Raw genomic sequence first — 14,114 nt, 5'->3', positions numbered from 1 at the left:
AAGACCATGCTGCAAAACTCGCTCGCTGCGTTCGCCGAACGCTTTTCCGCCTCTATCCGCAATCGCGGTGAGCTGCCGCCGCTGACCGTCTCCCAGGTCCGCATCGAGGTCCTGGCCGGTCTGACGGTGGCGCTGGCGCTGGTTCCCGAGGCCGTAGCCTTTGCCTTTGTGGCCGGCGTGCCGCCGCTGGTTGGTCTTTATGCCGCGTTTATCGTGGGCCTGATTACGGCGGTTTTCGGTGGCCGACGGGGCATGATTTCGGGCGCGACCGGTGCGCTTGCGGTGGTCATGGTGCACCTCGTCTATGAGCACGGCATCGAATACCTTTTCGCCACCGTCATCCTGATGGGCCTGATCCAGATCGGGGCCGGCATCTTCCGGCTTGGCAAGTTCATCCGCATGGTGCCGCACCCGGTTATGCTCGGTTTCGTCAATGGCCTCGCCATCGTCATCGGTCTGGCGCAATTGAAGCTGTTCCAGGTTCCCGGTTCCGAAGCCGATGCCGGCGCAGATGCTGCGGGCGGTCATGGTCCCGGCCTGGCCGACGCCAGCTGGCTGCCCATGCCCGAGCTTTCCATGATGCTTGGCCTTGTCATCCTGACCATGGCGGTGATCTGGCTGACCCCGAAGCTCACCAAGGCCATCCCGGCGCCGCTAATGGGCATTGTCGTCGTCGCCGGCATCGTCATTGCGCTCGGCCTCAACGTCCCCACCGTCGGTGACCTGGCTTCGATCGAAGGCGGGCTGCCGCAATTCCACGTGCCCTTTGGTGAGGGTGTCGGCCCGTTCGGCGATGCGCTGGCGCCGCTCAATTGGGAAACCTTCACCATCATCCTGCCCTATGCCCTGATCCTGGCTGCCATCGGCCTGATCGAGAGCCTGTTGACCCTCAACCTCGTGGGCGAGATTACCGGTCGCAAGGGCGGCGCCTCGCAGGAATGTGTGGCCCAGGGTGCGGCCAATCTGGTCACCGGTTTCTTCGGCGGCATGGGCGGTTGTGCGATGATCGGCCAGTCGATGATCAATGTGAAATCGGGCGGACGCCTGCGCCTGTCCGGCATTGCTGCAGCGCTTTTCCTGCTCGGATTTATCCTGTTCGCCTCGCCGCTGATCGAGCGTATCCCGCTCGCGGCCCTGGTCGGCGTGATGTTCATGGTCGTCATCGGCACCTTCGCATGGCAGACCTTCATGATCATGCGCCGCATCCCGCGATCGGATGCCTTCGTCATCGTCCTAGTGACCGGCGTGACCGTGGCCCATGACCTTGCCATCGCGGTGATCGTCGGCGTGATCGTCTCGGCGCTGGTCTATGCCTGGAAAGCTGCCTCGCACATCCATGCGCGTGAGGACGAGGGCGAGAACGGCGAGAAAATCTATCGTGTCGATGGCCCGCTTTTCTTCGGCTCCATCGAGGGCTTCATGGATATTTTCGACATCGAAGCAGACCCGGACCGCGTCATCATCGACTTCGCCGACAGCCGCGTGGTCGATCAGTCTGCGCTACAGGCAATCGAGGACCTGGCGGCGAAATACGCAAAGGCCGGCAAACAGGTCGAACTGCGCCATCTCAGCCGTGATTGCCACGCGCTCCTGTCCAAGGCGGGCCAGCTCGTTATCGATAGCGATGATGACCCGGTCTATGGCGTGTCCGTGGATTACGGCGTGCGCCTCGGCCGCATGGGCAGCGGGCATTAGGGGCACTCAAAACCCCTCATCCTGACTTGCGTCAGGAAGAGGGGCGAGTTGGTGGATCAGCCCCGCGTCGGCTCACGCGCCGTGGGGTTCATCCAGCGATGGCGTTTCATTGAAAATCTCCATTCCGCAACCATCCAGACAAGGGGTCTCGCTCGGAGGGCCTGAAGCCCTCCAAGAGGAGAGGACGTGCGGAATGCCGGCCGCGCCGGTATCTGTTGTGTAGTTGTGTGGCATGACTGGCATCCCGCACACGGAGCTTTCCCGGACCGTCTCCGGACCGTGTCCAACCGGGGACGTAGAAGCGGTCGTTCGTTTAGTGCCGCTGCGACGTTCCCCGACGCCCTGCCGGAGGTGAGCGCGCGTCACCGCACCCACCGCGGACAGGCTCCGCTGGCCCCCGGGCGATGTCGACGTGCACATCGCCTCTCATCCCGGGAGCTGGGGGGGATTATCGCCGAGCTTCAGGGGCCGAGGATTAGTTTTCCCTCATCCCGGACTTGATCCGGGACCCCGATGACGTTGAGCGTGACCTCTCTAGGTTCCGGATCAAGCCCGGGATGAGGGGGGTATGTGTTGATATCCTGCCCCATTTTCCCCCGGACTTGTTCCGGGGCCTGGTGACCGCAAATCCGTCGATGACTCTTGGAACCGTAAGCGCCCAGAGTCATCCACGCCGGGATAACGCCAGACCCCGACATGAAGTCGGGGAAAGTGCCACCAGGAAAAAAACGATATAACATAACAATAAAGAGCGCCCGCGCGATAACAAAGCCGTGCCCACCGAATGATTAGTTTGGCCTCTTTCGCGATGCGCACTAGTTTGGGCGGCAATGAGAACATCGCATTGCGAGGGGAGCACCATGAAACGATTTATTGCGGCGCTGACAGCGTCTACGATTCTGGCATCCGCACCGGGCTGGGCCTTCCAGGAAGCCGACGTGGAAGCCGAGACGGAAGCAGAAGAGGCGGCGCCGGAAGGTTGGGATGTGTCCAACCCGCCGATGGAAACGCGGGAAATCGATTTCAACGTCACCGAAGGCACCTGGATGTCGGTCGATGTCAGCCCGGACGGGCAGACCATCGCTTTCGACCTCATGGGCGACATCTACACCATGCCGATCAGCGGTGGCGAAGCGACCAATATCGCCTCCGGCCTGGCCTGGGAAATCCAGCCGCGTTTTTCTCCGGACGGCTCCCAGATCGCCTTCACCTCGGATCGCGGGGGTGGGGATAATATCTGGGTCATGGACGTGGATGGCGAGAATGCCCGCCAGGTGACGCAGGAAAACTTCCGCCTTCTGAACAACCCGACCTGGTCGCCGGATGGCCGCTATATCGCCGCGCGCAAGCACTTCACCACCTCGCGCTCGGCCGGTACCGGCGAGATCTGGCTCTACCACGTGCTCGGCGGGAGCGGTTCCGCGCTGGTGGAACGCCCGAACCCGCAATACCAGAAGGAACAGGGCGAGCCGATTTTCTCGCCCGATGGCCGCTATATCTATTATACCCGCGCCGTGAGCCCGGGGAATAGCTTCACCTATGCGGACGATTCCAACGGCGATCTGTTCAATATCCGCCGCTATGACATGCAGACCGGCGAGATCGATACCGCCGTCGACGGGGCCGGTGGTGCGGTGCGCGCTGCGCCGTCTCCGGACGGGCGCTATATCGCCTTCGTGCGCCGGGTTCACATGCAGTCCGGTCTCTACATCAAGGACCTTCAGTCCGGTGAGACCCGCCGCATCTATGACAATCTGGACCGCGACAACCAGGAAACCTGGGGTGTTGTCGGCATGTATCCGAACATGGACTGGACGCCGGACAGCGGCTCCATCGTGTTCTGGTCCGGCGGCGGTATCCACCGCATCGATATCGAGACCGAGGAAGTCACCCCGATCCCGTTCGAAGTGAACGATACGCGCGAGGTGATCGACCCGGTCCGCCCGGCGGTGCCGGTCGCGCCGGACACGTTCGAGACGCGCATGCCGCGCTTCACCTCGGTGTCTCCGGATGGCAGCCAAGTCGTGTTTGAGAACCTCGGCAAGCTCTACATCATGGACACCGATGGTGGCGAGCCGCGCCGGCTGACCCGCGACAGCTCCGATCGCCGCGAACTGTTCGCCTCCTGGAGCCGCGATGGCAGCCGCATCGTCTTCGCCACCTGGGATGATGCCGAGCTCGGTTCGATCCGCACCGTCACGGCCGCCGGCCGTGGCGAGCGCACGCTGACCCGTGAGCCGGGCATTTATCGTCGCCCGCGCTTCTCGCCGGATGGCAATACGGTTGTGTTTGAAAAAGACGGCGGCGGTTTCCTGACCTCGAATGAATGGTCTGAGAGCACCGGTATCTTCACGGTCTCCGCCCGCGGTGGCGAGATGCGTGAAGTGGCCGATAGCGGTTCCAACCCGCATTTCGGTGCCTCCAATGACCGCATCTTCCTGACGCGGCGCGCGCCGGGCCTGGAGCTCTACTCGGTCAATCTGGATGGATTTGACGAGCGCGTGCATGCCAATGGCGGCATGACGGGTGAGTTCCATGTTTCCCCGGATGAGCGTCATCTCGCCTTCCGCGAAAACTACGACGCCTGGGTCATGCCGATGCCGGTCGGCCCGCAAAACCTGTCGGTCTCCAATAATACCGGCGCGCTGCCGGTGGTGGAGCTGTCGGGCAATGGCGGCACGGACATTCACTGGTCGGAAGACGGCAATCGCGTCAACTGGACCATGGGGGCCGAGCTGTTCTCGGCCACGATCGACCAGATCCGCCCCAATCCGGGCGATGACGAGGCGGAAGCCTATACGCCGCCGGAGCCGGGCGAGGGTATCTCCCTGGCCATGACGATCGAGACCGATCGCCCTGACGGCATGGTGGCGATCACCGGTGCCCGTCTCATCACCATGGCCGGTGAAGATGGCGGCGTGATCGAAAACGGCGTCATCGTCATCGACGGCAACCGCATTGTTGCGATCGGCGAGGCCGGCTCTGTCGAGATCCCCGAGGGCGCGGTTGTGTCGGACATGTCCGGCCACACCATCACGCCGGGCTTCATTGATGCCCACGCCCACGGCCCGCAGGCCAGCGACGGCATTATCCCGCAGCAGAACTGGTCGACCCTTGCGCATCTCGCGCTTGGTGTGACCACGATCTTCGACCCGTCCAGCTCGGCCGCATCGATCTTCCCGGCCGCCGAATACCAGCGCGCCGGCGTGCAGTTGCAGCCGCGGACCTATTCCACCGGCGAGATCGTCTATGGCGCCCGGGCTCCGGGTTTCCATGCCGCGATCGATGGCGAGGCCGATGCCCGTGAACACGTCTTCCGCCTGCAGGCGCAGGGTGCTCACGGCATCAAGAACTATAACCAGCCGCGCCGTGAACAGCGTCAGCAGGTCACCTATGCCGCGATGGAAGCCAATCTGATCACCGCATCAGAAGGCGGCTCCAACTATCACATGGACATGTCCATGATCATCGATGGCAATACCTCGATGGAGCACAACATTCCGGTGTCGACGCTCTATGAGGACGTGCTGAGCATGTGGGAGCAGACCTCTGTGGCGCTGACCCCGACGCTGACGGTGACCTATGGCGGTCTCGCCGGTGACCCGTTCTGGCGCCAGGCGATGAATGTCTGGGAGCATCCGATCCTGTCCCAGCACGTGCCGCCGCACGTGCTGCTGCCCGCCACCGTGCGCCGCACCACGGTACCGGAGAGCAATTTCGCCGATGCCAATTCGGCCGCCTCGGCGCGCCAGCTGGCCCAGCGCGGCATCCATGTCTCCATCGGTGCCCACGGCCAGCAGCAGGGCCTCGCCGCCCACTGGGAGATGTGGTCCTTCGCCCGCGGCGGCATGACCCCGCTCGAGGTGCTGACCACGGCCACCGTCGCTCCGGCGCGTCATCTCGGCTTCATCGATGACATTGGCACGCTGGAAGAAGGCAAGCTCGCCGACCTCGTCGTGCTGCGCGAGAACCCGCTCGAGGACATCTACCAGACCGACGAGATCGCCTATGTGATGCTCAATGGCCGCCTCTATGACCCGGTGACGATGAATGAAGTCATCACCGGCGAGGAAGCGCGCGAGGCGTATTACTGGGAATAGGCCTTGGGCTGATCTGATTGAGGAAGGGCGCCCGCTGCGGCGCCCTTTCTTTTTGGGGCTGCACATCAATGCGAGTGGGCCGGCCTTGCCTCCAGCCCAAAACACCGCAACTCTCCTGTGCAACAGGCCGGGGAGGGCTTTTCGTGATTGGATTGAACCGTTGGGTATTTGCCGGTGTTTTGGTGCTGGCGCTGGTATTGGCTGGGCTGGCAAAATTCACGCTCGGGCCCGGCCCGGGCATCAGCCTGGAAGCGGCCGAGGAGGCCGCTGCGCCTTACGCCAGGCACACCATCACCCGCGATGAATATGGCGTGCCGCATATCTGGGGTGAACGCGATGCCGATACCGCCTTCGGGCTGGGCTATGCCCATGCCAGCGATGACTGGGAGACGATCCAGACCACGCTGATCGCGGCGCGCGGCCAGCTGGCGCGGTTTGAAGGTCCCGATGCGGCGCCGACCGACTATATCGTGCGCCTGTTGCGTATCCGCGAGCTGGTCTCGGAGCGCTACACCTCCGATCTGACCGAGGAAACGCGTGCCATTCTCGAGGCCTATGCGGCCGGGATCACGCTTTATGCGGCGGAGAACCCGATGCGCGTCTGGGGCGGCGCCCTGCCGGTGACGGGTGAGGATATCGTCGCCGGTTTTGTCCTGCGTACGCCTTTCATGTACGGGCTTGATGGTGACCTGGCTGAACTGTTCGAGGATGAGCGCCAGCGCACTATCTCCATGGCCGATACCGATACGGCGTTTCAATGGCTGGAAGGCCAGCGCCTGCCCTTCGGGTCCAACGCCTTTGCCATTGCGCCGAGCTTTTCCGACGATGGCGCCACCCGCCTGATCATCAATTCGCACCAGCCCTATGAGGGGCCGGTGGCCTGGTATGAGGCGCGGCTGCGCTCGCAGGAGGGCTGGGACATGGCCGGCGGAACCTTCCCCGGCGCACCGTTGATCCTGCATGGTCATAATGCCGATCTGGGCTGGGCGCACACGGTCAACCTGCCCGACCTCGCGGATATCTATGTGCTGGAGACCGAGGGCGACCGCTATTTGCTCGACGGTGAATGGCGCGATCTCGAGCATGGCACGGCGCGGCTCAATGTGCGCCTGTTCGGCTCGATCCGCTGGACGGTGGAGCGCGATCTGTGGTGGTCCGAGCATGGTCCGGTCGTACGCACCGAACACGGCGACTATGCCATTCGCTATTCCGGCATGGACGAGGTACGCCAGGTCGAGCAATGGTATCGCATGAACCGGGCGCAAAACCTCTCCGACTGGCTTGGCGCCATGGAGATGGATGCGATCTCCTCGCTCAACACCATCTATGCCGACCGCGAGGGCAATATCGCCTATCTCTACAATGCGGTGATGCCGGACCGGGTCGAGGGTTATGACTGGCGCCAGTATCTGCCCGGCGACCGCTCCGAGCTGATCTGGCAGGGCTATCACCCGTTCGGCACGCTGCCGGCCTATATCAATCCACAAGCCGGTTGGCTGTTGTCGGCCAATCAGACCGTTTTTGACGCGACGGTGGTTGAGGAGAATATCGACCCCGCCGATTTCTCGCCGACCTTCGGCATCGAGCCGCGCATGACCAATCGTGGTCATCGCGGGCTGGAATTACTGCGGGCCGAAACCTCGCTGTCGCGCGAGCGGCTGCTGGAGATCAAGTTCGACAAGACCTATTCGGAGAACTCGGCCGTCGGACGGCTGATGCGCGAGGTTCTGGCCCTGGATGTCTCGGATGATCCGCTGCTGGCCGAGGCCCAGGGCCTGATCGGTGACTGGGATCTCTCGACCGACATCCCCAATCGTCACGCCGCCATCGGCGTGCTCACGGCGGTGCGCTGCATAGGCAACCGGCATCACGAGGACCCCTGGCTGATGGACCCGCGCGAGGCGCTCTTGGCGGCGGCGGCCGAGCTGATGCAGCATCATGGCCGCCTCGATCCGGAGTGGGGCGAGATCAATCGCATGGTGCGCGGTGATGTCGACATGCCGCTGGGCGGCGGGCCGGACGTGTTGCGCGCGGTCTATGGCGCGAATGACGGGCTCGACGCGGACGGTCGCATCCGCGGTGTCGCCGGTGACACCTACATCATGGCGGTGGAATGGAGCGCGGAGGGCGAGATGCGCTCGCAGGCGATCCATCAATATGGCTCCGCCACGATCGATGAAAGCTCACCCCACTTTGACGATCAGGCGGTTTTGTTCGCGCGCGAAGAATGGCGGGAAATCGATTGGGAGCTGGCCGCGCCGGCGCAGTGAACTGCAGGCAAAAGAAAAGCCCCGGACCTGTTGGCCCGGGGCTTTCGCTTCGTGGTCGAACCCGAACTAGTTCAGGCTCATGCGGTAGGACAGGCCCCACACGCGCGGCTCGTTGACGAAGCCGGTATTGTTGTTGAAGTCGATGCCGCCAACGAGGTTTTCCTCGTCGGTGATGTTACGCACGAAGATGGCGGCTTCGAACGGGTAACCGCCGGAATTCTCGCCGGCATAACCGAGGCGCAGACCGCCTTCGAAATTGCCGTCGGAGTTGAATTCCTGGGACTCGTACAGGAAGAGGTTGGTCTCGCCCTGGTAGAACCAGTCGGTGTAGGCAAACCACTCACCGCCATCAGCGGCCGGGATGGAATAGCGGGCCGTGAAGGAGACGATCCATTCCGGAGCCTGCGGGAAGGGGTTGCCGTCCACAGCGGCGCGATCGGTACCGCCGACATTGACGAGCGGATCGGTGACGGTGCACTGGGCACAGATGCCGACCAGCAGGTCGTCATCATTCAGCTCGGTTTTGTTCCAGCTTGCACCTGCGGTGATCAGCAGGTTGTCGGAGACCAGGAACTCACTGTCGATCTCGAAGCCATAGCCTTCGCCTTCGTCGGCATTGACCAGCTGGACCAGATTGCCGGCGCCGCCGACAGCGGACAGCTGCAGATCGGAGACGGTGTAGTAGAAGGCCGTTGCATTGATGCGGGCGCGACCACCGAAGGGCTCGGACTTGATACCGGCTTCGTAGGAGATCGAGGTTTCGCTGTCGGCAACGGACGGCGGGTTGAAGAAGGCGACATCACGCGCCTGGATCGACGGGCCACGGAAGCCGCGGGCGACACGGCCGAACAGGGCCGTGCTGTCGTCGAGGTCGTAATATGCGGACAGGTCCCAGCTGAACTCTTCATCCGACACTTCAACCGGACCGCCGGCAGGCCAGACAGCCTGGACAACCTCGAGGCCTTTTTCGTCGCTGGTATAGCGCACGCCGCCGGACAGCTGCAGGCGCTCAGTGGCCTGGTGGCTGACCTGGCCGAACAGGGCCCACAGCTCGTTGGAGTGACGCACGGTGGTGGTCGGCGGGAAGATGCCGTCCGGATCCGTCGTGGTGATGTCAAACTCGCTGTCGAAGAAATACGCACCCACCTGCCAGGTCGTGGTCAGGTCGTCAGAAGACGCCAGACGGAATTCCTGGGTGAATTGGTCGAGATCATCGAGACCGTCCTGGGTCTGGGACGGGAAGGGGATGAAGCCCGGGCCGGAGACCATGTTGCCGCCATCGATATCGCCGAGGGAGCGGCCTTCAGCGGTTTCATAACCGGTGATGGAGGTGAGGGTGATGCCGTCGTCGAAATAGACATTGGCCGTCGCGCTCGTACCCCAGCTGTCATAGCTCTGCGGGTTGTTGTAGCCGCCATCGAAATAGACTTCGTCACGAACGAAGTTCGAGTTCAGATCATTCGAGCCTGCGGTCAGGATGTTGGCGCGGAAGACAGCCGACGTGCCGACCAGGGAACGGCCATGGACATTGAACAGGACGTCGAAATCTTCGCTCGGCGTGTACATGAACTGCGCACGGCCGGCCCATTCGCGGTGACCGCCCAGGGCGTCGTCTTCACCGGTGAAGGCATTGTCGATCCAGTCGCCACGGTTCTGCGTCATGATCGAGACGCGGCCGGTGAGCAGGTCGTCGACAATCGTGCCGCCGAGGGCTGCTTCAGCGTTGAGCGTGCCCAGCGTACCCGCCGTTGCGGCGATATAGGCGTCGGTTTCTTCGCTCGGACGAACGCTGTCGAACTTGATCGTACCGGCGGTGGTGTTGCGACCGAATAGCGTGCCCTGCGGGCCGCGTGCGATTTCAACCTGCTCGATATCGAACAGCGGGAAGCTTTTCAGGATCACGTTTTCCTGGACGATGTCGTCCATGATCACGGAGACCGGCTGGGAAGCGGCCAGATCGAAATCGGTATTGCCGAGGCCGCGGATGTAGAAGCGCGGCGCAACACGGCCGTTGGAGCTTTCGGCGTAGAGGCTCGGGACGCGGGCGGCGAGGGCTCGGATATCAGCGCCGCCTTCAGACAGCGGTGCGATGGCTTCGCCGGATGCGGCGGTCACCGACGCGGCAACGTCCTGGATGCTTTCCTCGCGACGATTGGTCGTCACGGTGATGGTTTCCAGTTGAGCGTCCTGCGCGATGGCCGGAGCAGAAAAGCCGGTGCTGATAGCAGCGGCGAGAGCGGTACCGGCGAGCAGCGCGGCGCGGGCAGTAGAGATGGTCGTCATGTGTAGTGGATCCTGATCAACCGTTTGATACACGCCCCGGATGATTGGAATCTCCGGGGCTGGTGAGCGACGGGCGATCCGTTAGCGGATATTTCATTTCAGTGACAGGCCTCACTGAGTGCGAGGTGTCACTTAGGATCTGAGTGCGATCTAATTGCATCAGTTCTATGAAATGCACAAAAACGGCTCGATGCTGCGTTGCACAAACAAGTCAGCAGGTTAACGCGATCACTTTGCGCCGGGTGTCCATATTTCGTGTTTTTCCATAATGTTGGTAAAGCGCTCGCTGTTCAGCAGCTGATCGAGCCAGAGGATCAGAGCGGGCCAGGTCTGGGCATCGAACCAGACGCGGTCAGTCATCGCGAACTGGCGCACAAAAGGAAAAATCGCATTGTCGGCCAAACCGGGTTTGTCTCCCGCCAGCCAGGTCTGGTCGCACAGCACGCGATCCAGCGCGCGCAGGCATTCAGCGGCCTTTTCCCGCTCCACGGTTTCGTCGGCATCGTCAAATCGGCCGGCGTATTTATAGCGGTCCAGAGCGCGCTTGAATGGGCCGTCATTGGCCGCGATCCATGAGGCTGTGCGCGGATCCTGGTCAAGCCAGCCTTCCGGATCGTTCTGCTGCAGCGCCCAGTTCATCACGTCCAGGCTTTCCTCGAGCACGCGTCCGTCGGCAAGAACCAGAACCGGAACCGTTCCCTTCGGTGAGGCCTCCAGCATGGCCTGGGGCTTGTCCTTGAGCAGGATTTCCCGGTGCTCCACGGCGACGCCGCTGACATCCAGCGCCAGGCGTGCCCGCATGGCGTAGGGGCAGCGCCGGAAGGAATAGAGGATGGGCCGGCTAGCGCTCATCGCCCTCGACCTGCTGCAGATCCGCCAGGTCTTCCGGGCGGGCCCCGATATGGCGCACACCGCGTTGAACCGCGAGTTGCTCCTGGCGTTCGCGTTCGGCGAAACGGGCGCGGTCGGCTGCGCTATAGCGATCGGCACAATGCGGGCACTGCTGGCCGGCGATGAAGAGATCGGACTTGAGGTCTTCCGGGCCCAGCGGTTCGCGGCAGGCATGGCACAGCGTGTAGCTGCCCAATTCCAGACCGTGCTTGACGGCAACCCGGCGATCAAAGACGAAACACTCGCCGCGCCACAGGCTGTCTTCCTCGGGCACGGTCTCCAGGTATTTCAAGATCCCGCCCTTGAGATGATAGACATCGTCAATGCCCTCGGATTTGACGAAGGCGGTTGCCTTCTCGCAGCGAATGCCGCCGGTGCAGTACATGGCAATGCGAGCATTCGGGCGGCCTTGGCGGAATTGGCGGAACCAGTCCGGGAATTCGCGGAAGTTTACTGTCTGCGGGTCAATGGCGCCGTCGAACTGGCCGATGCGGACCTCGTAATCATTGCGCGTATCAATGGTGACGACGTCCTCGGCGGTGATCAGGTCATTCCAGTCTTCCGGCTCGACATAGGTCCCGACGATCTGGGTGGGGTCGGTGCCCGGCACACCCATGGTGACGATCTCTTTCTTCAATCGCACTTTCATGCGCAGGAAGGGTTGCTCGTCGGCCCAGCTTTCCTTGTGCTCCAGGTCCGCGAAACCGGGCAGGGTGCGCAAATCGGCCAGCACGGCCTCGATCCCGGCCTGCGGACCGGCAATCGTGCCGTTGATGCCTTCATCGGCCAGCAATAGCGTGCCGTAAACATCCTCAGCCTCGCACACGGATTTGATCCGCGCCTGCAGGGGGGCATCGGCGTTAAGCGGGGCGAATTTGTAGAGTGCAGCGACGAGATAGCGCGACATGGCAACGGCCTTGTTTATTTTGCGGGCTATATAGCAAGCCCGGTGACCAAGCCCAAAGCCCGGTTGCAGGCCTTGAATACGACCACGCGACACCCATATACCTATCACTAGATAGGCTGGAGGCTGAAGATGGAACTCAATGCGGATTTTGCGGTCCGGGCCGCGGTGCATGATGCCGACAATCCCTGGCGCGCTTCACCGATGGCCGGGGTCGAGCGCAAGATGCTGGACCGGATCGGCGACGAAGTGGCGCGGGCGACATCGATTGTGCGCTATGCGCCGGGCAATTCCTTCTCCCCGCACATCCATGGTGGCGGCGAGGAGTTTCTCGTGCTCGACGGGGTGTTCCAGGATGAGCATGGCGATTATCCCGCCGGCAGCTATGTGCGCAATCCGCCGGGAACGTCGCATACGCCCGGGTCGGCGCCGGGATGTACGATCCTGGTCAAGCTCTGGCAGTTTGACCCGGACGATCTGACGCAAATTCGCTATCAGACCGAGTTTCCTGATTTCATCGCTGATCCCGAAAGGCCGGGTGTCAGCGTGCAAACCCTGTTCAGCTCCGAGCTGGAGGACGTGGCCCACGAGCGCTGGACAGCTGACACCGAGCTCACCCTGAGCACGGATGGCGGCGCAGAGATCTATGTCGTCGAAGGTGAGTTTGCCGAAGCGGGCGAGACGTTTACGGCCGGGAGCTGGCTTCGCCTTCCCGATGGCTATGAGGCCGTGATCAAGACCGGGTCTGCACCGGTGAAGGTCTGGCGAAAGACCGGGCATTTGCGTGATATCCGCGTGCCGGAGGCGTCCTGATGGCGCGCAGCTTGCTGGTTCTGGGTGCGGGCATGAGCGGCCTTTCTGCTGCCGTGGCCGGCCGCGAAGCCGGTTTTGACGTAACCGTGCTGGAAGCGCGGGACCGTATCGGCGGGCGCATTCTCAGCCAGCCCCTGGCCGGCGGGGGAGGGCATGCGGATCTCGGCCCGGCCTGGATGTGGCCGGCCTATCAGACCCGGCTTGAAACCCTGCGACGCGCTCTCGGCGTTGACGCGGCCCCACAATACGAAACCGGCGCCTTCAGCTATGAAGAAGGCGGCCAGGTCCAGCGTTTTGCCGCGCCGTGCCGGTATGGCGACGCCATCCGCTTTCCCGGCGGGGCGTCCGGTTTGGTCGAGGGGCTCGCGGCTCAATTGCCGGCGGGTACGATCCGGACCGGTGAAATTGCGGCCACGGTGCGAAGCGGCAAGGGCGTTGAAATCGAGACAGTAGGCGGGGCAAGCCATACCGCCGACCAGGCGATTATCGCCTTGCCGCCGCGCCTGGCCGACCTGCTTGTGTGGGAGCCGGGGCTGTCCCCCGACTTGTCGCGGGCGCTGCAGGGGCTGCCGACCTGGATGGGGGCGCATGCCAAGCTGATCGCAGTCTATGAGCGTCCCTTCTGGCGCGAGCAGGGCCTGTCGGGCGGTGGCGCCAGCCGCGAGGGCCCGGTCATGGAAATCGCCGATCAAAGCCCGGCCGACGGGTCGCTGGGCGTTTTGTTTGCCTTTATTGGCTGGCCGGCTGAGCAGCGGACTCGCGAAGGTGAGGGGCTCACCGGCAAGGTGCTGGACCAATTTACCCGTCTTTTTGGCGAAGCGGCGCGCTCACCTCTGGAAACGCATCTGCTGGATTGGTCGCAGGAAAGGTTTACCGCCACCGAAGCCGATCGCCGCTATCGCGGCGGTCACCCGCATTATGGCGGAGCCGTGTTCGAGCAGACCTGGTTTGACGGGCGTATCGCCTTTGCCGGTGCCGAGACGATCAGCGAAAGCGGCGGGCTTATCGAGGGAGCGCTGCTTTCCGGGCAGCGGGCGCTGCAACAGCTGGCTGAACAGCCGGTGCGCGCATCAGCTTGAACCAGTCCTGATACCAGGACAGGCGCGATTGACCGGTGGTGCAATCCGGGCAGGTGCGGCGAATGACATTGCCGAACAC

General features: G+C 63.0%; 8 protein-coding genes. 5 read left to right on the top strand and 3 right to left on the bottom strand.

The features are described from left to right. Positions 1-6: 6 nt before the first annotated feature. The 3 genes from Q1V51_RS12820 to Q1V51_RS12810 all read left to right on the top strand — a co-directional run bounded on the left by Q1V51_RS12820 (position 7) and on the right by Q1V51_RS12810 (position 8,065). Positions 7-1,695, top strand: coding sequence for a SulP family inorganic anion transporter (locus Q1V51_RS12820; protein ID WP_300556973.1), 1,689 nt, complete (start codon positions 7-9; stop codon positions 1,693-1,695). A gap of 860 nt (positions 1,696-2,555) precedes the next feature. Then, complete coding sequence (locus Q1V51_RS12815) at positions 2,556-5,795, top strand: amidohydrolase family protein (RefSeq protein WP_300556972.1); 3,240 nt, start codon at positions 2,556-2,558, stop codon at positions 5,793-5,795. Between the two features lie 143 nt (positions 5,796-5,938). Further along, positions 5,939-8,065: an acylase gene (locus tag Q1V51_RS12810; protein ID WP_300556971.1), complete on the top strand. Its 2,127-nt coding sequence runs from the start codon at positions 5,939-5,941 to the stop codon at positions 8,063-8,065. 66 nt (positions 8,066-8,131) lie between these two features. Here Q1V51_RS12810 and Q1V51_RS12805 read toward each other — a convergent pair whose 3' ends face one another. From Q1V51_RS12805 to Q1V51_RS12795, 3 genes are all read right to left on the bottom strand, one after another. Further along, the gene (locus Q1V51_RS12805; RefSeq protein ID WP_300556970.1) at positions 8,132-10,348 is read right to left on the bottom strand and encodes a TonB-dependent receptor; all 2,217 of its coding nucleotides are present in this window, start codon (positions 10,346-10,348) and stop codon (positions 8,132-8,134) included. A gap of 228 nt (positions 10,349-10,576) precedes the next feature. Next, positions 10,577-11,200 (bottom strand): glutathione S-transferase, encoded by a 624-nt coding sequence (locus Q1V51_RS12800; protein WP_300556968.1) that lies wholly within the window; start codon positions 11,198-11,200, stop codon positions 10,577-10,579. Beyond that, positions 11,190-12,146, bottom strand: coding sequence for a rhodanese-related sulfurtransferase (locus Q1V51_RS12795; protein ID WP_300556966.1), 957 nt, complete (start codon positions 12,144-12,146; stop codon positions 11,190-11,192). The genes Q1V51_RS12800 and Q1V51_RS12795 overlap by 11 nt, the downstream gene beginning before the upstream one ends. A 129-nt stretch (positions 12,147-12,275) precedes the next feature. Between Q1V51_RS12795 and Q1V51_RS12790 the strand changes: the two genes are divergently transcribed. Then, positions 12,276-12,956, top strand: a complete 681-nt coding sequence (locus Q1V51_RS12790) for a cupin domain-containing protein (protein ID WP_300556963.1) — start codon at positions 12,276-12,278, stop codon at positions 12,954-12,956. After that, positions 12,956-14,035: an NAD(P)/FAD-dependent oxidoreductase gene (locus Q1V51_RS12785; protein ID WP_300556961.1), complete on the top strand. Its 1,080-nt coding sequence runs from the start codon at positions 12,956-12,958 to the stop codon at positions 14,033-14,035. The genes Q1V51_RS12790 and Q1V51_RS12785 overlap by 1 nt, the downstream gene beginning before the upstream one ends. The last annotated feature ends 79 nt before the right edge of the window (positions 14,036-14,114 follow it).

Source organism: Maricaulis sp., from assembly GCF_030149235.1.
Lineage (GTDB): Bacteria > Pseudomonadota > Alphaproteobacteria > Caulobacterales > Maricaulaceae > Maricaulis.
Note: the sequence above shows the minus strand (reverse complement) of the source record. Positions and strands in the feature narration are given on the sequence as shown.

Excerpts from the sequence above, each read along its gene's own strand:
- Q1V51_RS12805 (WP_300556970.1), bottom strand. The coding sequence starts at position 10,348 with ATGACGACCATCTCTACTGCCCGCGCCGCGCTGCTCGCCGGTACCGCT.
- Q1V51_RS12815 (WP_300556972.1), top strand. The coding sequence starts at position 2,556 with ATGAAACGATTTATTGCGGCGCTGACAGCGTCTACGATTCTGGCATCC.
- Q1V51_RS12800 (WP_300556968.1), bottom strand. The coding sequence starts at position 11,200 with ATGAGCGCTAGCCGGCCCATCCTCTATTCCTTCCGGCGCTGCCCCTAC.
- Q1V51_RS12795 (WP_300556966.1), bottom strand. The coding sequence starts at position 12,146 with ATGTCGCGCTATCTCGTCGCTGCACTCTACAAATTCGCCCCGCTTAAC.
- Q1V51_RS12785 (WP_300556961.1), top strand. The coding sequence starts at position 12,956 with ATGGCGCGCAGCTTGCTGGTTCTGGGTGCGGGCATGAGCGGCCTTTCT.
- Q1V51_RS12820 (WP_300556973.1), top strand. The coding sequence starts at position 7 with ATGCTGCAAAACTCGCTCGCTGCGTTCGCCGAACGCTTTTCCGCCTCT.
- Q1V51_RS12790 (WP_300556963.1), top strand. The coding sequence starts at position 12,276 with ATGGAACTCAATGCGGATTTTGCGGTCCGGGCCGCGGTGCATGATGCC.